Raw genomic sequence first — 22,752 nt, forward strand, 5'->3', positions numbered from 1 at the left:
ATGATTCTAGTATTTTTTGCCTTGAGATTGTCGCTTTTTTAGTATCTTTGCATAGTCGTTGTTGATATCTCGTATTAGGTCAAGTGTCTTGTTATCCATCAGATCAAGATTTGGTATCACACAATTATGGATTAGCCTTCCTCCAGTTGATACAAAGAGGTGGTTTTTTGTGTCAACAGAATAGACTTGTTGTTCTGATTCTTGGTGTACAGTCTTTGTGGTATGAATCATGTATAGATTATTGTTTATCACATGCCAGAGGTTTTTGGTATGACTTGTTTGCAGTTGTGATTGCGCATGACCTGCAATGGATGCAAGACTGTTGTATTGTGTCTGTTTTTTTGAGAGTAAAGAATAGAGTTTTCCACCTTGAATAATTCTGTCTTGTATCATGCTTGGAGTGTGGACTGACTCAGTAAATGTAAAGACGTATCCCATTGACAGCAACAATAGATCAAGACCAGATGCAAGTATTCTAGAAGCTGTACCTGCTTGAACTAGACCTATTTCCGGTACGAAGGAGCCATCTCCTCTAAAGTATCCACAGAGAAATTCTTCCTTATATTTTCGTGATGCAAAGTAGATGAATTCGGGGAGGCATTTAGAAGTAGAATTTCGTCCACAACCCAGAGTATCGGCAATAAATAGTGCTAGAGGTGTTGATTTTATTCCAATATGTGTTACATTATCTTGTGTTGTTTTGTAATAGTTTATTCCGATTCTATCTAATATTTTACATACATCCAAGAGATACTGTAATTCATTTTTATTAAAAGAGAATCGGATTGAATATCCCTTACCATAATTGCTGACAGAGCCCTCTGCGACATAATATCCTAGGAGTCTACAAAAATCTTCATTGAGTGTAATGAAATCAGGCATGTTAGAAAATCTCCAGTTGTGTGTAGAAAAGTCAAAGAATTTCTGTATTGTCAAGTCTGGTAGGTCCGTCACGAATGGTATATCTTCTTTTATTGTTACATCTTTTGCAAACTTTTCTGATAGATTATCAGAGACTAGCATGATGTGTTCATCGGTTGTCGTAATGGAGCGATTTGTTCTTGAGGTAAGAGTGACCATTGTTCCAGAGAACTCTCTTCTCCACTTGGCAGTTACCATATCAAAGATAGGCTTTTTGCTTTTTGTATCATAAGACAAGATTTCATTTGAATAGTCTTTTTCTATGTAATCTTTGATTGTTACAGGTCTCATTCCAATTTTGGTCTTGACAAATAAGATTTCTTTCCCATCAAGACAATGGCCTCCAATAAATCCTGGAAACATTTTCGGCCTATTTCCGAGATATTTGTGGATTTCATCTGAAAAAGACCACATTTCATCATAGCTTACTTTGTTTTGTATGGCAATCATGTTACTGAGTTGGGAATAGTTAATCAGCCATCCATAGTATGATGTATCTACAACAATTTTGGCAAGCTCAAGTACAAGAGGGCTTGACATTGCCTTTGTTTTGATTCCTGCCTTTTTCATTCTGTTTTGGTATGTTTTTTCCATCCATTTTGCATTTGGAGCCCAATCATATACAGAGTAAAATTTTTGGTATCGCTTGAGGTCTTGTATCATTCTCTTGTGGACTCCTCTTGTTGCGCTGTACATCACAGGAATTGCAAGTTGTTTTTGAAGTCTTTCTGTAGTACCAGGTCTTATAGTACTGTGTATTACAACAGCGCTGGGCTTGAATTTAGAAACTAGAGAGAGTACATTTTTTTCAAATTTGTTGTTATATGGTATGCATACATGCAGCAATTCGGTTGGCAGCAATTCTGATTTGAGGAATTTTTTTTCATCCATCAGTTTTGGATTAATGTCATACCCTACTGCAAGGATTGCTTTTGATATGAGTTTGAGTATAGGAGTGCCGATCTCGCCAAGACCGCAGACAAGATCTTTTTTTAGAATCAATTCAATTACTCATTGAGGCTGGACAAATAATAGGCTTTATCTAAGAATAAATGATAGACTTGGGAAAAGGAAAACACATTTGCAAATTGGAATAATTCATCCCTTTTTTGATGTCACTGGAGGTGCAGAGCAGACTACGCTTGCGCTAATTGACAAACTAAAGACAACTGACAATATGGTTACACTGTACACTGTAGAGCCTCCTCATGTTGCAGAGACTGGAAATTTCAAGATACACGTAACCAAGAAGAAGAAACTTCCAAGTTTGTGGAGGTATCAGAGAATGTTGGAGACAAAAAAATTATTTGATGAATCTCAGAGAAATGATCTGATTCTTGTCATGGGTGGAGGACTCTTGCTTGAAAGGACTAGTGCCAAGAGGGTTCTGGTTTATTGCCACTCTACGTTTCTAGAAGAAAATAACTTTGCTCAGAGGAAGTTTGGTGGAATGAAGGGAATTTACTACAGGATTCTTCAAAGAAATATCAGAAATAGTTTATCATGTATCCATGACAGAAATGTTGAGCTAATTTCAAATTCAGAATATACAAGAAAAGAAATATCCAAGCAGTTTGGGAAGAATTCGTCGGTTGTGTATCCGCCTGTAAATATCAGCAGGTTTTTGAAATTTTTTGATTCTGCAAAACAGAAAAATGTTATAACCATATCAAGATATTCTCCAGAAAAAAAATTAGAGGATGCAGTAGAGATTGCAAGAGAAGGAGGATTTGCGTACACCATAGTGGGAAATGCAAAATATGATTCCCAGTTGAAATTATTTGAGGCAATAAAATCGCAACAAGGCGGATCTGACATCAAATTTTATTGCAATATACCCCATACGGAGATGGAAAAATTATTGGTTTCATCCAAGGTTTATTTTCATACGTCAAAAGAGACTTTTGGGATATCTGTTGTTGAGAGCATTGCTGCAGGCTGCATACCAATAGTTCCTGACAACTCTGCTCACAGGGAGACTGTCCCATTTGATCAGCTGCGATTTGATGGAAAAGAAGATGCAATCAGGAAACTGCAAGATGCCATTTCAGGCAAGTATGATCATCTAAGAGACGATTTGAAAAACCACATACAACAGTTTTCAGTTGAAAACTTTCAGAAAAACATGTCAGGACTTATTGAGGCGAAAAGTTAGGGAACTATTGCCTTTTGGTAAATACGCCAAATGTGTTTTTGTCAGGCTCTGGAAATGATATCTCAAATCCCATGTTTTGCAACAGTTTTGGTTCAAGAAAACACTTGTGCATCTGGTGCGGGTTGTCTCCAAGCCCCCAAGCATTTTCAACATGTTGTTCATTTGTTGAAAATGAAGATGGTGTATAGATGATTACTTTTTTTCGGGCTATTCTTTTCATGTGATCAATTGCTGTCAATGCTTCTTGCAATTCTAGATGCTCTAGAACATCAATACATAAAACAATGTCAAAACTTTCATCGATGAATTTGTCCAGTTCATTCATCCCGAGTTTTACTACAGGCCAGTGCCTATTTGCTACCTTTAGATATTTTTCCCACAGATCACAACCAAGCGTGGATTTGCATCGTAGATTGTCAGATTTTGATATCTTTTTTATGAGTTGATTTTTTAGATTTTGGCCAAGCATCTTCTCAAGATTGTCTGTAGTGGCCTGCATTATACCACAACCCAAGTCAAGTACAGTATCATCTGTAGAAACATATCTTTGAATTATTTTACCTAGCCAGTTCAATAATGTAAGAACATGATTACCAGTATTATATTATTGTGTAATGAATTTCTACAGGGAAAACTTACTAAATTATAATGCAGTTAACTATGTAAAACATAAAGAGAGTCAAATGGTTATCTGCCTATAGCGTTCTAAGTTGAGGCTTTCACAAGATGAGTTTTAACAGTAAATTTAAAAATGTCACATAATCAAAACATGTGAAAATAATTATGAATGTATTAGCTGTAGGAGCTCATTGGGATGATATTGAACTTGGATGTGGTTTGACCTTGAAAAAATTGAAAGAAAAAGGACATGATGTTTTTACCATTGTTGTGTGTAGTTCCAACTATGGAAAAAATATGGAAGAAGGCATGAAAGAAGAAGAGGCGTTGGAAGGAGGATTACGATCATTTCAGTCAATAGGAGCAAGATACATTGCAACTCCAAAAGAGCCAAATAGCAATCTAGCATACAATAGAAAAATAATGCAGGTTTTGGAAGATGCTGCAAATAAAAACAAAATTGATCTAGTATTTACTCATTGGTTTGGTGATGTAAATACAGATCATAGGGCAGTATGGGAAATATCTAGAACATCATTTAGAAATGTAAAAAATTTTATTATGTATCAATCTAACTCGTATAGCGATCATGTGAATATTTTTACGCCCAATTTGTTTTTTAGCTATGATGAGAAAGATAGAAGATTTAAAGAACAGTTACTATCTCAATATGCAACAGAGTGGGCTCGCAGACAAGACAGGTGGAAAAGAGAAATATTTGAGAGAGAAAGATATTGGGGATTCTTATCTGGAAAAGAATATGCAGAGGGATTTCAATCCACTAATCTAGTAGATTTCACCATATAGAATTTGAGACCTATGATTAGAAAAACAAACTCAGACTCCATTTTAGGAACAAACTGCAGAGTAAGCGAGAATGTTATTTTTGGTACTAACGTAAAGATCGGCAACAATTGTGAAATTGGAAGAAATACAATTTTAGAATCAGTTTTGATTGGGGATAATTGTAGAATTGGTGACAATGTCATTCTTAGATCTGTTTCAATTGGAGATAATTGCAGAGTAGAAGATAATTCGTTAATAGGATATGGCACCATAACAGGACACTACAAGGCCCAAGAATCACAGAAGGATAAAGAGCATGTAAAAATAGATGAATACAAGATTACATTAGGCAAGAATGTTTTAATCAGAACTGGTGTGACAATATATTTTGAGGCAACAATTGGCAATAATTGTTGGATAAATCATAATGCAATAGTAAGAGAGAAGGCAAGAATAGACGATGATACATCGATAGGATCGAACACCATCATAGAAAATAATGTACTAATAGGAAAGAGATGCGTTATCCACAATCACACACAGGTTTGCGATGGAACCATAATTGAATCATATGTATTTGTGGGACCAAATGTCACGTTTACAAATAACTCCCCAATTGGTCATTTAAGAGATGTTCCAGATACAATTCAATTAACGAATTTACGGTTAGGTTGTGCCATAGGTGCCGGTGCAACCATATGTCCAGGCATAGAGATTGGTCAAGAAGCAATAGTTGCAGCTGGTGCAGTGGTTACAAAAGATGTGTTGCCAAGAACAATTGTAGTAGGAAATCCTGCTAGAAAGATAAAAGATGTGGATGCCCAGAGTTTCATCAAAAAAGAGATTCGAGAACAATACGGGATATGAAAAATTCATACAAGTTGTAGAATTGGTCTTGTAATGTTCAGATCTTTTTGCATATACATTTATTCGTGAGACTTTACTCGCTTCATTATTTTGTCCATTGTTGCGTTAATGGCATTTATTCTATCAATGTCCTCTTTTGATAATTCTGTACGATTTGCTAGTTTTTGAACAATCAGAAATGTTTGGATAAACATTGGAGTAAGGGGGCTGACCTCAACTTCAATTTCCAATTGTGAATGTTGTGCTCTGCTTTTCTTGTAATGCCAGTATCCCAATAGGAAACTCAATGGGAGCCCTACGGATATTACAAACAATACAAAGGCCAAAAAATTTGGAAATATGTAATGTATAGAAGGAATATCCTTGATTGCCAGGTAATATGAGGTAATCATGAGATTAGTTACTGCGACGATGAATACAAGATATGTTCCATATCCTTGTCTGACGTAATACCATATTCTGAAAGGATTTATCTTTAGTTTTTTGTTATTTTTCGCAGACATTTGGGAGCTCCATTTGATTTGAATCTTTTTTTAACTGCAACTTGGACATTTTGATTTATTGTTTACTTTGATATATAATCGATGGTAAACAATAATAGATGAACTGTGTCATCACAAAACAATTTAATACATCAAAACTCGATTCAGTGCAATGTTCAAACTTTATCAATTAACAATATACAAGATGGAAGATTTTGCGTACAATAAAAAATATCAGTAAAAAATGAAAGTATCCGTAATAATTCCCGTGTATAATGCAGAGCAATACATTAGAGAAGCTGTCAAATCAGTACTGGAACAGACATACACTGACATTGAAGTAATAGCAGTAAATGACGGCTCTACCGACAAGTCACTAGAAATTTTAAGAGAATACGAGAATAAAATCAAGGTAATATCAAAGCCAAATGGAGGAACTGCCTCTGCTCTGAACACTGGGATAAAAATGATGACTGGAGAGTGGTTCAAGTGGTTAGGAGCAGATGATATTTTGTATCCTACTGCAGTAGAAGAGCTAGTCAGCATAGCAGCAAAAATACAAGACAAGAACACAATCATCTATTCAGATTATGACATAATAGATGGGACAGGCCTGGTCATCAGACAGTTTATTGAACCTAATTACAATAACACGAATCAGTTTGAGCGAAATACGATTCTTCTTGATCATTTTTTTGCAAATGCTGGTACAATTCTAATACATAAATCAATATTTGACAGGTTTGGATTATATGATGAAACAATAGGATTTCAGGAGGATTACGAATTATGGTTAAGATTGTGCTTGCAGCATGATTGTAAATTGTATTTGGTATCAAAAATTTTAATGGGATATAGGGTACATCAGAATCAGTTGACTGTGAGAAACCAGAACAAGAACTTGGCAAATGCAAAAAAAATACGGCAACTAGTTTTACAGAGATTAGAGCCTCAATTACAAGAAAAATACCAAAAATCTCTGAAGAAATATCAAAAGACAAAACCATTGTCAGTAAAAAGTCGCCACGTTGTAAGAGATATTATTTTCAAGGTGCTTCCACGATCTGTTTCAAGCAAGATACTAAATTCATACATGCGCAGAAAAGAAAGATAGTTACTTAGATAACCCATTTGAGTTGTTTCATTAATTTGATCAATTCATCTTGGTTTAGGTGCTTGACAGTTGCAGAGCCATATTCTTGTACCTTGAGGTTTTTCCCAAGAGAATCAACATCAAGCTCTTCTTCGCGCTTTATTACAAAGTGGTCCTTTCTTTCTTCAACGCGCCTCATCTCTTCTTCTGATACCAAGATTTCGTCTATCTTTTCTCCTGCACGGATTCCGATGTATTTTATTGGATAATTTTTCTTGTTTGTTTTTATTTGTGCATATGCTTGGGCAAGATCGACTATCTTTGATGCGGGAGCCTTTTTGACAAATATCTCTCCCCCCTTGGTATTTTTTACGGCATAAAAGACAAGGTCGATTGCTTGGCTTAGTGTGAGCATGAATCTAGTCATTTGAGGATGTGTTACAGGAAGCGGCTCATTTTTGGCAATTTTTGCATCCCATAAAGGTACAATGCTGCCTCTGCTTCCCAGCACGTTTCCGTACCTGACACAGCAAAATGTTGTATTATCTTTTGACAGATCATCTGATAGAATTAATTTTTCTTGGAGTGCTTTGGTCATTCCCATTGCGTTTACGGGTTTTACTGCCTTGTCTGTACTAATTGCAACTACCTTTGGCACCTTTCTTGCAACTGATGCCTTGACAACATTGTATGCTCCGATAATGTTTGTCTTTACTGCCTCAAATGGGTGAGACTCGACAGCTGGGACTTGCTTGAGTGCTGCGGCATGAAATATGATATCAATGTCCTTTGCTGCAGTGTATACTCTGTCATAATCTCTAACATCACCAATTACAAACTGCATTTTTTTCAATATTGGAGAATCTGAAAACTCTTGTCTCATCAGGTGCTGCTTGTCTTCATCTCGGCTGAATATTCTAATTGTTTTTGGCTTGTACCTTGTTAGCTCTTTAATCATTTGGTGCCCAAAACTTCCAGTTCCTCCTGTTATCAGAATATTTTTGTTGTCAAGAACAGAAGAATAATCCAAATCAAATTCATGGATAGTTTTTGATTTAATAAGTCTTAATCCATTTGCTGGATTGTTCAAGCCTGAAAACCTTTTAAATTTGGCAATAACACAAACCATATCTCTTATGAAAATAATGACAATCTTTGGAACAAGACCTGAGATAATTAGGTTGAGCAGGATATTTTCTTTGCTTGACAAAAATTTTGATCATGTGATGGTAAACACAAGCCAGAACTATACCTATGAGCTAAATTCTGTATTTTTTGATGATTTGGAGATTCGCAAGCCAGACTATGACTTGAAGATAAGGACTGGCAAGTATGGGCCGGAGGTTTCAGATATTATAACAAAATCAGAAGAGGTGCTGCAAAAAGAAAGACCTGATGTGTTGTTGATTTTAGGAGATACAAACAGCGGGCTTGCTGCAATTCCTGCTGCACATCATAAGATCAAAATAGCACACCTTGAGGCAGGCATGAGAAGCTATGACTTTAGGATGCCAGAAGAGAAAAACAGGATAATAATTGATCATCTGTCATCTCTTCTTTTGCCATATACTGCATACTCTAGAGAGAACCTCATTCGGGAAAACATCCATCCGGCCAAGATCTATGTGGTGGGAAATCCAATCATAGATGTAATAGATCATTTTACTCCAAAGATTGATGCAAGCAACATCATGGAAGAGATGGGCCTTGAGACAGACGGATATTTTTTGGTAACAGCGCATCGAAGTGAGAATGTTGACAATCCGGAAACATTGGGAAAAATATTTTCTTCATTAAATGCAATTGGAAAAAAATTCAAAAAGCAGGTGATATACCCGATTCACCCAAGAACAGTAAGCAAGATGAAAAAGCAAAAGATTCCAAGCAATATTAAATTGATAAAACCTCTTGGCTTTTTTGATTTTTCAAAATTGGAAAAAAATGCATTTTGCTTGATAACAGACTCGGGAACAGTTCCAGAGGAGGCGCTTTATTTCAAGAAACCTTGTGTGACTATTCGAGAAAGTACAGAGAGGCCAGAATACATAGAGGAAGGATCTAACATACTTTCAGGACTTGATCCAAAGAACATTGAATCTGCAGTAGAGCTTGTCACATCAAACCAGAACAACACGGAATGGAACAGAGCACTTGGAGATGGCAAGACTGCGCAAAGAGTTGCCAACATATTGCGTGGCAAGATAGATAGGCTTGACATCAAATCTTAGAAAAGACTTAGAATACCATATACAATAAAAGGATACACATGAGCATTCTTGTAACTGGCGGAAGTGGGGCACTTGGTACGGAGCTAAAAAAAATACTTGATGACATATTGGCACCCACTCACCGGGAACTTGATGTAACTGACAAAAAGTCAGTTGAAGAGTATATCAAAAACCATGACATTGACACCGTGATACACACTGCTGCACTTACTCATATCAGGCCATGTGAGGAGAACAAGGCGCTTGCATGGAAGACAAATGTGGGCGGTACAAAAAACTTGGTTGATGTAGTACAGGATGCCAAGAAAAATATCAAGTTTGTATATATCAGCACTGCATGTGTCTTTGATGGGCATACAGGGATGTATAAGGAGAGCTCCATTCCATATCCTGAGAACTTTTACGCACTGACAAAATTGATTGGAGAATATGAGGTAAACAAGCTTTCAGAATATTTGATAATTAGGACCAACTTTGTTGCAAAGAAGAGATGGCCGTATCCAAAGGCATTCACGGACAGGTTTGGGACGTATCTTTTTGCCCAAGATGTAGCTCAAGGAGTAAAAGACGTTCACATGGAGAATATGGATGGATGTGTTCACATAGTTGGGGACAAGAAAATATCAATGTTTGAGCTTGCCAAGATGACAACACCTGAGATAGAGCCCATGACAATCAAGGAATATTCAGGTCCCAGACTTACAATGGACATGAGTCTTGATACAGAGCGTTGGAAAAAATACAAGATCAGCCAGTAGAGCTGATTTCTTGTATTACATCTACAAAGGTAGACTTGAATGTGTTCTTGTCATAGTTTGTAAGTGAGCTTTGCAGTAAGGGGATGAACTTGTCGTAATCTCCTGCAAGTGCTTTTTTGATTTTGTCTTGTGCATCTTGTTTGTTGTCTTGCTTGTACCTTAATTGGTCAAATGGGACAGTCTCCCTGTGAGCAGAATTATTAGGAACTATTGGTATGCAGCCTGCAGCAATGCTCTCAACTACTGATATTCCAAATGTTTCAGCAGATGCATGAAAGTAAACTTTGGAGCGCTGGAGGTTTTCAATGACTTGAGGTCTTGGGATGTTTTGTAGCAGGTGGGTTTTTGAGTTTTTTACCTGTGCTGAGAGTTTTTCAAAATAAATTTGGTTTAGGCGCGTCTTTGTGTTGCCTACAATTGTATAATCAATGTCAACATCAGAGAATACATCAACTGCAAATTCAAGATTTTTTTCTTGAGAGTATCTTGATACAGTAATGGCAGAATTTGTTTTTCGTGTATTTTTTTGGAATGGTTGTGTCTCAACTGGGGGATAGATGATTTTGGAATCTTTTGAGAATTTTTCCTTTATGGAATCGTGGATGAATTTGGAATTTGATATTAAAAATATGTTCTTGTCAGATATGCGATTGAGAAATTTTTTGCTCAATGCATAGTATGGTTTGTAGTACCATGACCACATACCCTTGTACTTGCTTGTGTCCCTTTTTGTTTCATTTTGGAAATCATGATGGCAATAGATTACAAGTTTTTGGTTTTCATCTACTGGAACTGCCAGTCCGCCAGAGGCCTGGATTACCAAGTCATCATCTTTTGCCTTTTCAACTAGTTTTGATTCCATGTATCTCTGGTAGAGGCCAAAGGCTGGCAGATGAAATGGGAGTGTGGATACGGTCTTGACATTTGGGAAAGAAACAGATGGTTTTGATATTGTATATAGTGTTACCGTGTGTCCCGTACTAGTTAGTGATTCAATTATGGCATCAAGTGTCTTTTCAGTTCCTCCTCCTCCACCAACAAAGCCGTGGATAATTCCAATCTTCATTGAAATCTGTAAAGAATATACCTTACAATTAACTTTGGGTTTAGAAATTGTAGAGAGACTCTACATTAGAGATTGGGATGCTTGGTGCATCATCTGGCTCTTTGCACAGCCTGCTGCTAGTTCGTCACCAGAGCCTCTTCTCATGATTCCTCTGTAAAGACCGTCTTCTAGCTTGGCACCGACTCTTTGCTCCCATTCTTCTACGGAGATGGAGTATTTCTTTTGGATTCTGTCTCTGTACCACTCTGGAATTACGTTAAATGCGCAGAATGGTACAATTCTCAAGTCTGGTGTAAGATAGTGAATATCACATCTTTGGAGTCTCTCAAGGTCTTCGTTGTACTTGTCCTGGAAGTGCATCATTCCAAGGAACAATCCCTTGACATGCCAGGAGCCTACTGAGTTAAATGATCTCTTCATCAGTATGCTTCCAAACATCTTTGCAAGGTCAAGACCTGCAGGCTGTTTCTTTTTATCGATAAAGCTTGATAGTTTTCTTACTACCTCAAGCATTGTAAAGTACTTGTTCTTGCCGGAGCGTATCTCTTCTGCCTTGTCTTCAAAGAGCTCAAGCATTCCTTGGATATCGGCAAATCTTGTCAATGGGACAAATTTCTTTGTCTCTGCATCTTCAAAGATGTATGTTCCTGCACCACATGCAAAGTGGATTGACAGTTCATACTTTGGTTTGCTTGAGAATGCTTCAATGACATTTGTTAGAGGCATGCAGCTTGGGACTGGGAACCAGTCATCTACTGTTACCTCACCATTTGTCTGCTCTTCAATTCTTTGTATACAGTCTGGTATTGTGATTCTGTATTTTTCACGCTCTTTCTTGCCCATTCTTCCTGTAAGGGAGACAGGCTGGAAGTTTACTGCGTGAACTACATCCATGTTCTTTTGTGCATATCGAATTATTGGGCCAAGTTCGTGATCATTGATTGATTTGATTACAGTTGGGACAAATACTACAGTTGTTCCGGTCTTTCTTGCACTTTCTAGTGCATATGGAATCTCCCAATGGTTCTTTGGATTTGTTCTTGGTGTTACACCATCAAAGCTGAGATACAAGTTGTTGACACCTGCAAGTCTGACTTCTCTCATTGCTTCTGGGTCTAACGCAAATCTGATTCCGTTGGTGTTCATCTGTATGTGATCAACACCTTCTTGTTTCATTATTTTGATAACATCAACAATATCTTCTCTGAGCATTGGTTCACCACCAGTAATCTGCATCGAGTTTCCTGGGATTGGTCTTTCTGCCTTGAGTGTCTTCATCATTGCTCTTACTTGGTCTTGGGATGGTTCATACATGTATGCACCTTCTAGTCCCTTCTTTACATAGAAGAAGCAGTACCAGCAAGTAAGATCACATCTGTTTGTAACTATCATGTTTGCAAGTCCACTGTGGGACAAGTGATTGGAACATAGACCACAGTTGTTTGGACAGGAGCACTTGTCAATCATTACGTTTGGAGCATGTGCACCCTTGCCGTCAATCCAGTATGTACTGAATTTCTTGTACATATCATAAGAGCCAAAATAGAGTTCTTCACATTCGCCGTGTGTTGGGCAGGTCTTTGTCATGAAGACCTTGCCATCTCTTTCGAAAACTTCTGCGTCAAGTATCATGTTACAGTCAGGACAGATACTCTGAGTAAATCTTATAGTTGATTTCTTTCCTAGAGTAGGAGTCTTCTGATTAGATATCTGAATTAATTCCATGTCTTATACGCATATCTTAGGAGATAGTATTTAATCAATTTCCTACAAGACACCAGATGAATTAGTAGATCCTGTTCGTGGAATGACTGAGATCCTAGACATATATAACAAGAATATCGATCAACTGTACTGTGAACCTCTCTGATAAGACAAGAAAGGCGCTGGAAAAAATAGGCCTTACAAGTTATGAAATAAAAACATATTCGTCATTGCTAAAGACAGGACCAATTACTGCATCCGATCTCAGTCAAAAATCAGGGGTCCCGTATTCAAAGATATACGAGGTTTTAGGTACGCTTGAGGAGAAGGGTTGGATAGGCTCTGACGATTCAAGGCCTACGCAATATTTTGCAAAATCACCAGCAACTGCAATCCAGACATCAAGGCAGCAGTTTGAGACGGAATTTAAAAATAATGAAAATATCGTACTCAAAGAACTCACTCCTCTTTATGAGCAGAGTGGCATAAGTGAAAAGCCGGACATTTGGATAATTTCAGGTGTAATCAACATTGCAACAAAGATACTTGAGATGGTTGATTCTTGCAGAAGTGAGGTGATGATTGCCATACCCAAAGTAGCAGAAGAGCTTGCAAAAGAAGCTCTTCCAAAACTTCGACTGCTCCATGACAGGGGGGTGGACATTACTATTCTAGTATCAGAGGATGTTGATTCAGAAACGCTCAAGTCTCTTTCAAGGCTTGCAACAGTCAAGGTCAAAAAGGGATTGTTTGGTGGAGGTATAATATCTGACAAGAGGTACGTGGTGTTGCTTTTAGGTGAGGAGCTTGGGACAACCGGTACAAAAGAGGCAGTTGCAATATGGGCAGATCATTCAGGCTTGGCAGGCTTTGCAAGGGAATATTTTGAATACTTGTTAAAAGAATCAAAAGACGTAAAATCAACCAAGGTTTAGTGGAATCATGAAAGATCAAGAAGTCTTGTTTGTTGGAACTGCTGAAGCAGAACATGTAGAGATGTACCTAAAGGCAATATGGCACATCAAGGAAGGAGGGGATCCTGTAAAGATAAGCACCATTGCCAAGATGCTAAATGTAAGACAGCCAAGTGTTGTCCAGATGTTAAAGAAACTAAATGAATCAAAGCTTGTCAACTATAACAAGAGCGGTGTCTCGCTGACAAAAAATGGCGAGGAGATTGGCTCCAACATGATGCGAAACAGTAGATTACTTGAGGTACTCATGGATAGCGCATTAAAGGTGGACATTGATGAAGAGATGGTTTGTGGAATAGAGCACCATATGAGTCCCCAGTTTACAGATGCATTGTGCACTATGCTAAAACATCCAAGAAAGTGTCCACACAACAATGACATACCTCGTGGAAACTGCTGCAAGAACTAAGGGTTATATCACAGATTGGGACAACGATAGCAAATGACATGTTTTTGCGGATGTGAAACTTTTGTCAAGGATTCCAATGGGTTCAAGGTTGGATGTGTCAAGTGCCATCATGGAGCACAGAACCACGAGCAGAGCTTCAAGCTAAAACCATTGGAAGAGGGAGCCCAGAAGAGAGGCTCTCTATCTTAGAGTCACTCTCCAATTACTTTGACAAGAACTCGTTTTGGTCTGTTGCCGTCAAATTCTCCGTAAAAGATTTGCTCCCATGGGCCAAAGTCAAGCTGGCCCTTTGTTATTGCAACTACAACCTCTCTTCCCATAACTTGTCTTTTTAGGTGTGCATCGGCATTGTCTTCTCCGGTATCGTTGTGTCGGTATTGAGATATTGGTTCATGCGGTGCGATTTCTTCAAGCCACTTTTCATAATCATGGTGCAGCCCGCCCTCGTTATCGTTGATAAATACACTAGCAGTGATGTGCATTGCATTTACAAGACATAGTCCTTCCTTGATTGTGCTTTTTTGAATTATCTTTCGTACATCAGGTGTGATGTTGACAAAGCCTCTCCTTGATGGTACATTGTATGTAAGATATTCGGTGTGGGATTTCATGGTATAGCAAGACACCACATATGGATAAAAATCAAGTGCAGGCTCAGAACTCAAGATCCTTCTCATCAAATCAAATGGATTTGGTCATCAATGCCTGCAATGAAATAATTTTGTTTGTTCCTACTTGAGTCTTTCAAGAAGCTTGATAAAAGGCGGCTGGATTGCTAGAGACAAATGGTAACAATCGATGCAACGTGTTCACTTGAAAGTTTTAGGAAGTTTGTTATCCTAAGTACATGCAACTCGTTTATACCCGAGAGTTACATGGACGACTATGAAGTATTTCCAGAACGCGAGACATCACCGGGCTTGATTTACGTAGAAGCAGCAGACAAGGTTACCCTCAAAAAGATTCGCGACATGACTTTTGTAAATGCCAAGGAAGTGCTTGGAATAATATATTCATCAAAGAGCGGTAACACCAATCTCAAGTGGAGACAGGTACGAAGAAACACAGGCAAGGTGGTAGGTGATGCTTCAACCAACACGCTTGTCAACTTGACTGAATCTGGAGTCATAACACAAGAATGGGTCCAGAACTATCTGAGGAAAAAGGCAGAGGAAAAAAAGCAGGTCAAGACTGACGAGATTTCAAACTAGATTACTTTTCTTTTTTATTATAGTTCTGTTCTAGAGAATAACTAGTTGATAACAAAAAAAATAGATGACAATTCAGTATCACTCATACCAGAAGAGTCTGACGACTTGTTTACGCTAAGGAGGGTAATAGATAGTGGAGACAAGATAGTTGGGGATACGTCTCGTGTTGTAAAACAGGAAAAAGACTTTGCAAGGCCAGACAAGGGGGAGAGGATAAAGATTCGAGTTGCACTAGATGTTGAGAAAATTTCTATTGACGATGTGGTGGACAGACTGCGAGTCCAGGGAACAATACTAGAATCGGACAATCCGTCAGTGAGCAAGGGGACTCACCATTCTCTTACATTAAAGATTGGGGATGCGATAACTCTGACAAAGAAGAATTGGACTGAGATTGGGAAAAAACTTGTCTTTGGAAAAAAAGATCAGGGTACGTTTGTTCTTGTTTCAATAGATACAACGGACTGTGGTCTTGGGAGGTTGAGCGGTACACATCTCAAGTTGTTGCCAAACATGTACTCGGGTGCAAGTGGGAAAAGATACAAGACCAAGTTTAACATTGAGGAATTTTTCAAGGATGTATCAAGTGCTATATCCACAATAACTCGGGACGGTGATGGTATCATTGTATTTGGTCCGGGGGAGACAAAAAAGAGGCTTGCAAACTTTCTTGGAGAGATTCCGTCTGTCAAGGTGCACAAGATTCAGGTAGTTGATGGGATTGATGCGTCAGGGGAAGATGGGATTTACACGTTTATCAAGTCTGACATCATGAAGCAGACATTGCATGAGAGTAAGATTGCAAAGGTTTCATCCATACTAGATGAAACAATGGCAAGGGCAAACAAGAAGAGCAACAAGTTTACGATGGGCTTTGAGGAGACATCAAGGGCAAACTCTGCTGGTGCAGTAGAATCTATGGTTTTCTCTGACAAAATATTTGAGAACCAGGATGAGGACAAGGTGATAGAGTTTCTAAATCAGGTAGAGGCAAAAGGAGCTCAGGTGTATGCAGTTGATTCTACTACGGATGCGGGACTGAGGGTGTCAGCTCTTGGAGGAGTTGTGTCTCTTCTTAGGTTTGCCCTTCAGGGTTGAGTCTTGCAGCCACTTGAGATATGGTATGTTGATATCATCTGGTTTTATTTCTGCAATTTCTGGAACTTCATATGGATGAGTTTTTGCAATCTCTTTTTTGAGTGATTGTTTTGATTTTGATGTAGTCTTGAATAGTGCAAGAAATTCTCCAGAATCATGGATTTTTCCTTGCCAGAAATAGACGGAATTTATTTTAGTATAGTTGACACAGGCTGCCAGTTTTTTTTCTACCATATGATGTGCGACCTTTGAGATTGATTTTGCGTCAGGATATGTGGATACAATTATGACTCCCATAGCAACCGATAAATTTGCCCTGACTAAAAAGAGTATCAATTAACTTGGCTCTTGATTTTTTGACGCATAATTCTATAATCTATGTCTTGATTGCATGGGTAATTGTTTTTGCAATTGCCAAGGCATCCAAGCTTGATAAACATGGTTTTGAGATAAAGCCGTACAGCTTGACATACAAGAATCAAAATGTCCAGCTTGCATTGACACGAATTTTGAACAAGACCCAGCGTGCGACAAGAATTTTTTCAAACACAAGTGTGGTTTTGGGGTTTGTGATGATGGGGGCTGCATTTTGGTACTTGGCATCAAATCTCTCAAACTTTTTTGTAAAACCAGAATCTTTCTCAGAGATGACTGTATTAATCCCAGGTGTGACAATACAGTCAAGTGCAAATATCATCTACTTTTTGCTCTCAGTTCCTATCGTACTTGTGATACATGAAGGAGCACACGGAATAGTTGCAACATTGGAAAAAATAAAGATAAAGACAGGAGGATTTGCGGTCTTTATTGCATTGTTTGCAGGGTTTGTGGAACCAGACGAGGAAGAGTTTTCCAAGGCAAAAAAGATTTCACGTCTTAGAGTGATAGGTGCAGGTGCCACATCAAATGTTTTGTTTTCATTCATAATTGCAGGACTGTTGATATTCAATCCGTCATTTGCACTTGTGATGCCAGACCCAATCAAGGGAATGTTTTACCATGATCCGCTTGGTGTACCCATAATATCTGTCACAGATGGTTCTGGTGCACAAAAGGCCGGTCTGCAAAAAGATGACATCATAACTTCAATAGATGGAAATAAAATTTCACTGCCGCAAGACTTTGCCAAGGTAAAGCTAAAGCCCGGAGACACTACAACAGTATCAGTACTGCGGTACGGGAAGGCATTGCAGATTCCTGTTGTTGTCACAGCTTCAAAAGATGACCCGACAAAGGGAATGCTTGGAATATTACGGGCAGCACTTCCGTCATACCAACCTGTAGTGCCATACTATATTCATTGGAGCCCGGAGGTGTTCATGTTCTTGTTGTGGATGTGGATGCTTTCATTTTTCATAGGAATATTCAACATGCTGCCATTGCCGATACTTGATGGTGGCAAGTTTATTCACACCATAATTGAGAAAAAGATTTCAGAAAAAGCACTAAAGGGTGCCATGATGTCACTTTATGGTGTAACTTTTGTCTTGTTTGGGTTGAACATTGCACTTTCTGCAGTAAAGTCTGGATTTATTACAATTTAGGAAAAATCATACCCGTGCAAGAAACTTGCCATAGCCTGGTTTGCCGATAATTATGCCATCATCTGCAATGAGGTTTCCTCGAACAAGTGTCTTTACAGGCCAGCCCTTGAGGGACCATCCTTCGTATACGTTATAATCTGAAAATCCGTCAATGGTATTAGCAGATACTTTGGATTCTTTTTTTAGGTCAACTAGAACCAGGTCTGCATCAGAGCCCTTTTGGATTATGCCCTTTTGTGGATACATGCCAAATATTTTGGCAGTGTTGAGGCTTGTCATATATGACAATTGGGGCAGAGTTATCTTCCCCTTGTTGACTCCTTCGCTTAGGAGAAGCGGGAGCATGGTTCCCATTCCTGGAAATCCTGCAAGTGCGCCCCAGACATTGTCTCCGCCAAGTTTTAGTTGCAATCTGTTTGCAACGTGATCAGTTCCTATGGTGTCTATTCTGTTGTTTTGTATCTCATTCCAGACAGATTCTACATCCTTTGTAGAGCGTATGGGTGGCATTACTTTGGCAAGGTACCCTTTTTGGGATTCGTATGATAATGTAAGATAATGAGGACATGTCTCGACGTATATTTTGGTGCCATTTCTTTTCTCTTCTGCGATTGCATCAATTGCTGCTTTTGATCCTATATGGACAAAATATAGAGTGCAGCCAAACTTTCTTGCAAGCTCTGACACTGTCTTGATTGATTTTACTTCAGAATCTGCAGGCCTGCTCTGGGACCATGCGGCAAGTCCGTCCATGTTTTTTTCTTTGGCAGTATGTATCCCGCAGGAGCACATGTGATAGTCTTCGGCATGAACAAGGACCGAACAATTTAATGATGCTGCAGTCTGGATTATTTTTGTTATCATGTCTAGTGTCATCTCTACATGAGCTTCTCGTAGGGACTTGTCGCCTGGCTGCATGTCCATGTAGACATGACCAATTTCTTCTCCTAGATTCATGTATATCTTAAAAGAAGAGATTCCTTTGGTTTTACAAAATTCCATCTCGTCTATCTGTGGTTTTTCAAGTATGGATGCATGAATTGTATAATCTACATAGTGTGCCTTTGAGCTCTCCTCTAGATGAGCTTGAAGATTTCTCCGGTACGAGCCGCCCATACGGAGCATTCGCATCATTGTTGTTACTCCACCTATTGCAGCAACTTTTGATTCTGTAAGAGCAGCCTGCTCAATTGGGGAGTAGACTCCATAGTGTATGTGTGGGTCAATGACTCCTGGGAGGCAGACAAGGCCGTCTCCTTTTATTTTCAGATCAGATGCAGGAAGGTCATTTGTGATATCAGTGATTTTTCCGTCATTGATTACAATGTTTCTGTCTATTACGGTATTTTGGAGAACAACATGTGATCCTGTGATTACTGCATCTACAGTCATCTGCAGATTTTGTTGAAAACCCGGTATTATGTCTTGACTAAATGAATAAAAGAAGATGGTTTTCTTGATAAGAAAAGGGCCGGTGGTCTAGTGGTAGTGACGCCGCGTTCGCAACGCGGATGTCGGGGGTTCAAATCCCCCCCGGTCCATACATTATATTTTGAAAAAAGATGTTTAGATTTTGTCGGTAATTTTTGATCTAGTAACTTAGATCTTTATTCTGAGATTAGATGGTCTGATGATTCTATATCGCACTGCGAGATATCCTATAGCAGACACTCCCAAGAGAAGCATCATACCTCCTGCTGGAAATTCTGGTACTGTAGGAGATATTGATAGTAAATACTGTAGTACTCTGCTGTTACCTTCATCTGCAATCCAGAAGTTACCTGATGAGTCAAATGCAAGACCAACAAAAGAAGGCACTACTAGGTGCAGTCCACTTTGTGAGACAGAAGCTGTATGGGTGGTAAAATCAGATTGGCCAAGTACAAGAGATGCGCTTTCCCCGTTTACAAATGGAGCCAAATATTCTACTACCCTATGGTTACCACCATCTGCAACCCAGATATTACTTGAAGAATCAAATACAATGCCTTGTGGGAAATCAAGTGAGCTAGCAGATATTCCGCCGTTATTTGCAGTACCGCTTGTAAATGCAGTACCACTTGGTTGACCAAGCTCTACTGTGGCTGATGCTCCGTTTGTACTGAGACTTGATGATGGATACATGAGGACTCTGTTGTTACCACCATCTGCAACCCAGAGGTTACCTGAGCTAAATGCTATACCTTCTGGATAACTAAGTGAGCTAGCAGACAGTCCTCCGTTATTTGCAGTATTACTGGTAAATGCAGTACCACTTGGTTGACCAAGCTCTACTGTGGCTGATGCTCCGTTTGTACTGAGACTTGATGATGGATACATGAGGACTCGGCGGTTGGCAGTATCTGTAACCCAGAGGTTACCTGATGAGTCAAATGCGAGGCAGTTAGGAAAAGAAAGCGTGCTAGCAGACAGTCCTCCGTTGTTGCCAGTGTTACTAGTAAATGCAGTACCACTTGGTTGACCAAGCTCTACTGTGGCTGATGCTCCGTTTGTACTGAGACTTGATGATGGATATTTTAGAATTCTGTTGTTATCAGCATCTGCAACCCAGAGGTTACCTGATGAGTCAAATGCGAGGCATGATGGAGAATCAAGTGAACTTGCGGATATTCCGCCGTTATTTGCAGTACCGCTTGTAAATGCAGTACCACTTGGTTGACCAAGCTCTACTGTGGCTGATGCTCCGTTTGTACTGAGACTTGATGATGGATATTTTAGAATTCTGTTGTTACCAGCATCTGCAACCCAGAGGTTACCTGATGAGTCAAATGCAAGACCATTTGGAGCATAGAGCGAGTTTACAAAGACACCACCGTTGTTTGAAGTATTACTGGTAAATGCAGTACCGCTTGGTTGACCAAGCTCTACTGTGGCTGATGCTCCGTTTGTACTGAGACTTGATGATGGATACATGAGGACTCTGTTGTTAGTATTATCTGCAACCCAGAGGTTACCTGAGCTAAATGCAATGCCTTGTGGAGAATCAAGTGAGCTAGCAGATATTCCGCCGTTATTTGCAGTACCGCTTGTAAATGCAGTACCACTTGGTTGACCAAGCTCTACTGTGGCTGATGCTCCGTTTGTACTGAGACTTGATGATGGATATTTTAGAATTCTGTTGTTACTAGTGTCTGTAACCCAGAGGTTACCTGATGAGTCAAATGCAAGATTGTTTGGAAGTTGTTGACCATGTGCAGTTACAATATTTACATTTGTAGTAAAGGATGATTGGCCTAAGACATGTGATGCAAGTTGGCCGCTAGAAAAAGAAGCAAATGCGGTAGTATCCAGTGGAAAAAGAGATGCGGTAAGAACTAGAACAAGTAATGCAACAAAGAATTTTCTTGCTGAAATATCTAGGTTTTTTATCAACGCATCTTTCCTAGTTCTTGTCTTTTTATCTATTTCGATAACAAATGGTTTGTTATCCAATAGGTGCTAATACTAGAGCATATTTTCCATCCATTTCTTCAAAAATGGATACTTGCCTGAAATTTAAACAAAAAACAATATACAGCCAGTCTGATTAGCAAGTTTGATGAAGGTATTCAATGGTAAAACTGCGGCAGATGATTACATGTCTAGTCATACATTGACTTTTTCCACACCAGAGCTTACACTGACAAGATTTGCATTTTGGCTGGGAGACATGGTTCCTGATCCAAAAAATCCTGGCCAGCAGATGCCAAGAATAATGAACTTTGTAGAAGAAAGAGATTTTGCTCCTACCCCGCTTGTGGATGATGACACCTTTGTACCCACTGGTGCAATGAAGACAATTGGTGGGCTTTATGGAGGAATCAGTACTGCAGAGTCAAGTACCAAGTTTTGTACCGAATGTGGTTCAAAGATATCAGTATCTGCCAAGTTTTGTACTGAATGTGGCGCAAACCAAGATTAGATCTTGTTTCCACACTTGGGACAGAATTTGGCGTTAGGTTTTACAGAAGAATTGCAGGAACTGCATACTGGACCGCTTGAGCTTTTTGGCATCAATGCAGGGTCAGGTCGTGGAAGCTCACCCGGTGTTGAGAATGCTGCAGCTGCAGATATTATAGATGGTGGTTGTCCGGGACCAGGCAATGTAGAGACTGATACTTGAGAGGCTTGAGGTCCCATGCCAGGCGGCATTGGACTTGGTACTGTAGAACCTGATGCACGACCGCTTGATATTTTATCTAGTGATTTTTTGAGCTCAAAGATTACCTTTACTGAGAGAAACTCTAGTGATGAGTATGAGACAACATAGTCGCCTAGTTTTTCAAAAAACTCCTTGTCGGAGAGCTTTCCTTGCTTGTACATGGTATTGGCATCAAGGAACGATTCATAGTATCCTTGTGTATCATTTAGCAAATTTTGCAGTTTGTCAAATAGAAGGTTTAGAGTATCAATATCTCCAAAAGACATATGAAGTCTTTTCTTGACCGATATTAATTATTTTAGATTGAAAAAAGAGAAAGGATTAGATTTTTGAAAGAGCATTGTCTATCATGTTCTTGTAGGAACCTTTTGAGGCTGCACCTATTTGTTGTGCTACAACCTGGCCCTTGTTGAACAATGCAAGTGTTGGTATGCTAAAGACATTGTACTTTGATGCAAGATCGTTGCTTTCGTCAACGTTAACCTTAACAAAGTTGATCTTTCCTGCATATTCATTGGCAAGCTCTTCTATTACAGGACTTACCATCCTGCATGGACCACACCATTCAGCCCAGAAATCTACAAACACAGGAATCGGAGAAGCAATAACTTCTTTTTCCCAGTTATTTGAATTTACAGGTTTTGCTTTATCCATGAGATATAAAATCTCGAATCCCTAAATATATTGAACGGTTATT

24 protein-coding genes, 1 tRNA gene and 2 pseudogenes are annotated in these 22,752 nt (G+C 39.0%); 15 read left to right on the forward strand and 12 right to left on the reverse strand.

The features are described from left to right. Nucleotides 1-6: 6 nt before the first annotated feature. Entirely contained in the window at nucleotides 7-1,923 is a 1,917-nt protein-coding gene (locus NSIN_RS00645; RefSeq protein ID WP_101008885.1) for an LAGLIDADG family homing endonuclease, read from the reverse strand. A 79-nt stretch (nucleotides 1,924-2,002) separates the two neighbouring features. Here NSIN_RS00645 and NSIN_RS00650 point away from each other — a divergent pair, with 79 nt between their 5' ends. Continuing rightward, entirely contained in the window at nucleotides 2,003-3,076 is a 1,074-nt protein-coding gene (locus tag NSIN_RS00650) for a glycosyltransferase family 4 protein (protein WP_101008886.1), read from the forward strand. A 4-nt stretch (nucleotides 3,077-3,080) separates the two neighbouring features. Here the strand turns inward: NSIN_RS00650 and NSIN_RS00655 are convergent, their stop codons facing one another. Beyond that, nucleotides 3,081-3,650 (reverse strand): class I SAM-dependent methyltransferase, encoded by a 570-nt coding sequence (locus tag NSIN_RS00655; protein ID WP_101008887.1) that lies wholly within the window; start codon nucleotides 3,648-3,650, stop codon nucleotides 3,081-3,083. A gap of 209 nt (nucleotides 3,651-3,859) precedes the next feature. On the opposite strand from NSIN_RS00655, the gene NSIN_RS00660 reads away from it, so the two are divergent. From NSIN_RS00660 to NSIN_RS09730, 3 genes and pseudogenes are all read left to right on the forward strand, one after another. Then, nucleotides 3,860-4,501 (forward strand): PIG-L deacetylase family protein, encoded by a 642-nt coding sequence (locus NSIN_RS00660; RefSeq protein ID WP_101008888.1) that lies wholly within the window; start codon nucleotides 3,860-3,862, stop codon nucleotides 4,499-4,501. Nucleotides 4,502-4,513: 12 nt separating this feature from the next. After that, nucleotides 4,514-5,071 (forward strand): annotated as a pseudogene (locus NSIN_RS00665) (DapH/DapD/GlmU-related protein); the annotation flags it as partial. Between the two features lie 87 nt (nucleotides 5,072-5,158). Further along, nucleotides 5,159-5,290: pseudogene (locus NSIN_RS09730) on the forward strand (DapH/DapD/GlmU-related protein); the annotation flags it as partial. A gap of 116 nt (nucleotides 5,291-5,406) precedes the next feature. On the opposite strand, the gene NSIN_RS00670 reads toward NSIN_RS09730, so the two are convergent. Next, entirely contained in the window at nucleotides 5,407-5,850 is a 444-nt protein-coding gene (locus NSIN_RS00670; protein WP_101008890.1) for a hypothetical protein, read from the reverse strand. A gap of 223 nt (nucleotides 5,851-6,073) precedes the next feature. Here NSIN_RS00670 and NSIN_RS00675 point away from each other — a divergent pair, with 223 nt between their 5' ends. Then, complete coding sequence (locus NSIN_RS00675) at nucleotides 6,074-6,943, forward strand: glycosyltransferase family 2 protein (protein WP_101008891.1); 870 nt, start codon at nucleotides 6,074-6,076, stop codon at nucleotides 6,941-6,943. 4 nt (nucleotides 6,944-6,947) lie between these two features. On the opposite strand, the gene NSIN_RS00680 is transcribed toward NSIN_RS00675, so the two are convergent. Further along, nucleotides 6,948-7,952 (reverse strand): SDR family NAD(P)-dependent oxidoreductase, encoded by a 1,005-nt coding sequence (locus tag NSIN_RS00680; RefSeq protein ID WP_245871852.1) that lies wholly within the window; start codon nucleotides 7,950-7,952, stop codon nucleotides 6,948-6,950. A 79-nt stretch (nucleotides 7,953-8,031) separates the two neighbouring features. Here NSIN_RS00680 and wecB point away from each other — a divergent pair, with 79 nt between their 5' ends. Then, nucleotides 8,032-9,150 carry a non-hydrolyzing UDP-N-acetylglucosamine 2-epimerase gene (gene wecB / locus NSIN_RS00685; protein ID WP_245871853.1) on the forward strand — a complete coding sequence of 373 codons (1,119 nt, stop codon included), beginning with the start codon at nucleotides 8,032-8,034 and terminating at the stop codon, nucleotides 9,148-9,150. Nucleotides 9,151-9,188: 38 nt separating this feature from the next. After that, nucleotides 9,189-9,908, forward strand: coding sequence for an SDR family oxidoreductase (locus NSIN_RS00690; RefSeq protein WP_101008892.1), 720 nt, complete (start codon nucleotides 9,189-9,191; stop codon nucleotides 9,906-9,908). Here the strand turns inward: NSIN_RS00690 and NSIN_RS00695 are convergent. Together NSIN_RS00695 and tes are read right to left on the reverse strand one after the other, a co-directional pair. Further along, nucleotides 9,898-10,974 (reverse strand): glycosyltransferase, encoded by a 1,077-nt coding sequence (locus NSIN_RS00695; RefSeq protein ID WP_133124019.1) that lies wholly within the window; start codon nucleotides 10,972-10,974, stop codon nucleotides 9,898-9,900. The genes NSIN_RS00690 and NSIN_RS00695 overlap by 11 nt on opposite strands. A gap of 60 nt (nucleotides 10,975-11,034) precedes the next feature. Continuing rightward, nucleotides 11,035-12,699, reverse strand: coding sequence for a tetraether lipid synthase Tes (gene tes / locus NSIN_RS00700; RefSeq protein ID WP_177346279.1), 1,665 nt, complete (start codon nucleotides 12,697-12,699; stop codon nucleotides 11,035-11,037). Between the two features lie 131 nt (nucleotides 12,700-12,830). Between tes and NSIN_RS00705 the strand changes: the two genes are divergently transcribed. From NSIN_RS00705 to NSIN_RS09360, 3 genes are read left to right on the forward strand one after another with little or no spacing between them, the layout of a single operon-like run. Then, entirely contained in the window at nucleotides 12,831-13,613 is a 783-nt protein-coding gene (locus NSIN_RS00705) for a TrmB family transcriptional regulator (protein ID WP_101008893.1), read from the forward strand. 7 nt (nucleotides 13,614-13,620) lie between these two features. Continuing rightward, a complete protein-coding gene (locus NSIN_RS00710) occupies nucleotides 13,621-14,061 on the forward strand; it encodes a metal-dependent transcriptional regulator (RefSeq protein ID WP_101008894.1) in 441 nt (146 codons plus the stop codon). Between the two features lie 33 nt (nucleotides 14,062-14,094). Beyond that, on the forward strand, nucleotides 14,095-14,250 hold the full coding sequence (locus tag NSIN_RS09360; protein ID WP_165775210.1) for a hypothetical protein: 156 nt from the start codon (nucleotides 14,095-14,097) through the stop codon (nucleotides 14,248-14,250). A 2-nt stretch (nucleotides 14,251-14,252) separates the two neighbouring features. On the opposite strand, the gene NSIN_RS00715 is transcribed toward NSIN_RS09360, so the two are convergent. After that, the gene (locus NSIN_RS00715) at nucleotides 14,253-14,672 is read right to left on the reverse strand and encodes a secondary thiamine-phosphate synthase enzyme YjbQ (protein ID WP_101009013.1); all 420 of its coding nucleotides are present in this window, start codon (nucleotides 14,670-14,672) and stop codon (nucleotides 14,253-14,255) included. Nucleotides 14,673-14,846: 174 nt separating this feature from the next. Between NSIN_RS00715 and NSIN_RS00720 the strand changes: the two genes are divergently transcribed. Further along, nucleotides 14,847-15,272, forward strand: coding sequence for a hypothetical protein (locus NSIN_RS00720; protein WP_101008895.1), 426 nt, complete (start codon nucleotides 14,847-14,849; stop codon nucleotides 15,270-15,272). Nucleotides 15,273-15,317: 45 nt separating this feature from the next. Beyond that, entirely contained in the window at nucleotides 15,318-16,370 is a 1,053-nt protein-coding gene (locus tag NSIN_RS00725) for a pelota family protein (RefSeq protein WP_101008896.1), read from the forward strand. Here the strand turns inward: NSIN_RS00725 and cutA are convergent. Continuing rightward, on the reverse strand, nucleotides 16,320-16,667 hold the full coding sequence (cutA, locus tag NSIN_RS00730; protein WP_101008897.1) for a divalent-cation tolerance protein CutA: 348 nt from the start codon (nucleotides 16,665-16,667) through the stop codon (nucleotides 16,320-16,322). The two genes, NSIN_RS00725 and cutA, sit on opposite strands and share 51 nt — an antisense overlap. Nucleotides 16,668-16,711: 44 nt before the next feature. Here cutA and NSIN_RS00735 point away from each other — a divergent pair, with 44 nt between their 5' ends. Continuing rightward, nucleotides 16,712-17,914: a site-2 protease family protein gene (locus NSIN_RS00735; protein ID WP_245871854.1), complete on the forward strand. Its 1,203-nt coding sequence runs from the start codon at nucleotides 16,712-16,714 to the stop codon at nucleotides 17,912-17,914. Nucleotides 17,915-17,920: 6 nt separating this feature from the next. On the opposite strand, the gene NSIN_RS00740 is transcribed toward NSIN_RS00735, so the two are convergent. Then, entirely contained in the window at nucleotides 17,921-19,306 is a 1,386-nt protein-coding gene (locus tag NSIN_RS00740; protein ID WP_101008898.1) for a dihydroorotase, read from the reverse strand. Nucleotides 19,307-19,382: 76 nt separating this feature from the next. Between NSIN_RS00740 and NSIN_RS00745 the strand changes: the two genes are divergently transcribed. Next, nucleotides 19,383-19,455 (forward strand) — tRNA-Ala (locus NSIN_RS00745). Nucleotides 19,456-19,513: 58 nt separating this feature from the next. On the opposite strand, the gene NSIN_RS00750 is transcribed toward NSIN_RS00745, so the two are convergent. Then, entirely contained in the window at nucleotides 19,514-21,346 is a 1,833-nt protein-coding gene (locus NSIN_RS00750; protein ID WP_101008899.1) for a hypothetical protein, read from the reverse strand. A gap of 106 nt (nucleotides 21,347-21,452) precedes the next feature. Here NSIN_RS00750 and NSIN_RS00755 point away from each other — a divergent pair, with 106 nt between their 5' ends. Next, nucleotides 21,453-21,815, forward strand: coding sequence for a zinc ribbon domain-containing protein (locus NSIN_RS00755; RefSeq protein WP_101008900.1), 363 nt, complete (start codon nucleotides 21,453-21,455; stop codon nucleotides 21,813-21,815). Here NSIN_RS00755 and NSIN_RS00760 read toward each other — a convergent pair. Together NSIN_RS00760 and trxA are read right to left on the reverse strand one after the other, a co-directional pair. Further along, a complete protein-coding gene (locus tag NSIN_RS00760; RefSeq protein ID WP_101008901.1) occupies nucleotides 21,812-22,321 on the reverse strand; it encodes a zinc-ribbon domain-containing protein in 510 nt (169 codons plus the stop codon). The genes NSIN_RS00755 and NSIN_RS00760 overlap by 4 nt on opposite strands. A 55-nt stretch (nucleotides 22,322-22,376) precedes the next feature. After that, entirely contained in the window at nucleotides 22,377-22,709 is a 333-nt protein-coding gene (trxA, locus tag NSIN_RS00765) for a thioredoxin (protein WP_101008902.1), read from the reverse strand. Nucleotides 22,710-22,752 lie beyond the last annotated feature (43 nt).

This window comes from Candidatus Nitrosotalea sinensis, assembly GCF_900143675.1.
Taxonomy (GTDB): Archaea; Thermoproteota; Nitrososphaeria; order Nitrososphaerales; family Nitrosopumilaceae; genus Nitrosotalea; species Nitrosotalea sinensis.

Excerpts from the sequence above, each read along its gene's own strand:
- NSIN_RS00660 (WP_101008888.1), top strand. The coding sequence starts at position 3,860 with ATGAATGTATTAGCTGTAGGAGCTCATTGGGATGATATTGAACTTGGA.
- NSIN_RS00670 (WP_101008890.1), bottom strand. The coding sequence starts at position 5,850 with ATGTCTGCGAAAAATAACAAAAAACTAAAGATAAATCCTTTCAGAATA.
- NSIN_RS00675 (WP_101008891.1), top strand. The coding sequence starts at position 6,074 with ATGAAAGTATCCGTAATAATTCCCGTGTATAATGCAGAGCAATACATT.
- NSIN_RS00690 (WP_101008892.1), top strand. The coding sequence starts at position 9,189 with ATGAGCATTCTTGTAACTGGCGGAAGTGGGGCACTTGGTACGGAGCTA.
- NSIN_RS00695 (WP_133124019.1), bottom strand. The coding sequence starts at position 10,974 with ATGAAGATTGGAATTATCCACGGCTTTGTTGGTGGAGGAGGAGGAACT.
- tes (WP_177346279.1), bottom strand. The coding sequence starts at position 12,699 with ATGGAATTAATTCAGATATCTAATCAGAAGACTCCTACTCTAGGAAAG.
- NSIN_RS00710 (WP_101008894.1), top strand. The coding sequence starts at position 13,621 with ATGAAAGATCAAGAAGTCTTGTTTGTTGGAACTGCTGAAGCAGAACAT.
- NSIN_RS09360 (WP_165775210.1), top strand. The coding sequence starts at position 14,095 with ATGACATGTTTTTGCGGATGTGAAACTTTTGTCAAGGATTCCAATGGG.
- NSIN_RS00715 (WP_101009013.1), bottom strand. The coding sequence starts at position 14,672 with ATGAAATCCCACACCGAATATCTTACATACAATGTACCATCAAGGAGA.
- NSIN_RS00720 (WP_101008895.1), top strand. The coding sequence starts at position 14,847 with ATGGTAACAATCGATGCAACGTGTTCACTTGAAAGTTTTAGGAAGTTT.
- cutA (WP_101008897.1), bottom strand. The coding sequence starts at position 16,667 with ATGGGAGTCATAATTGTATCCACATATCCTGACGCAAAATCAATCTCA.
- NSIN_RS00740 (WP_101008898.1), bottom strand. The coding sequence starts at position 19,306 with ATGACTGTAGATGCAGTAATCACAGGATCACATGTTGTTCTCCAAAAT.
- NSIN_RS00755 (WP_101008900.1), top strand. The coding sequence starts at position 21,453 with ATGAAGGTATTCAATGGTAAAACTGCGGCAGATGATTACATGTCTAGT.
- NSIN_RS00760 (WP_101008901.1), bottom strand. The coding sequence starts at position 22,321 with ATGTCTTTTGGAGATATTGATACTCTAAACCTTCTATTTGACAAACTG.
- trxA (WP_101008902.1), bottom strand. The coding sequence starts at position 22,709 with ATGGATAAAGCAAAACCTGTAAATTCAAATAACTGGGAAAAAGAAGTT.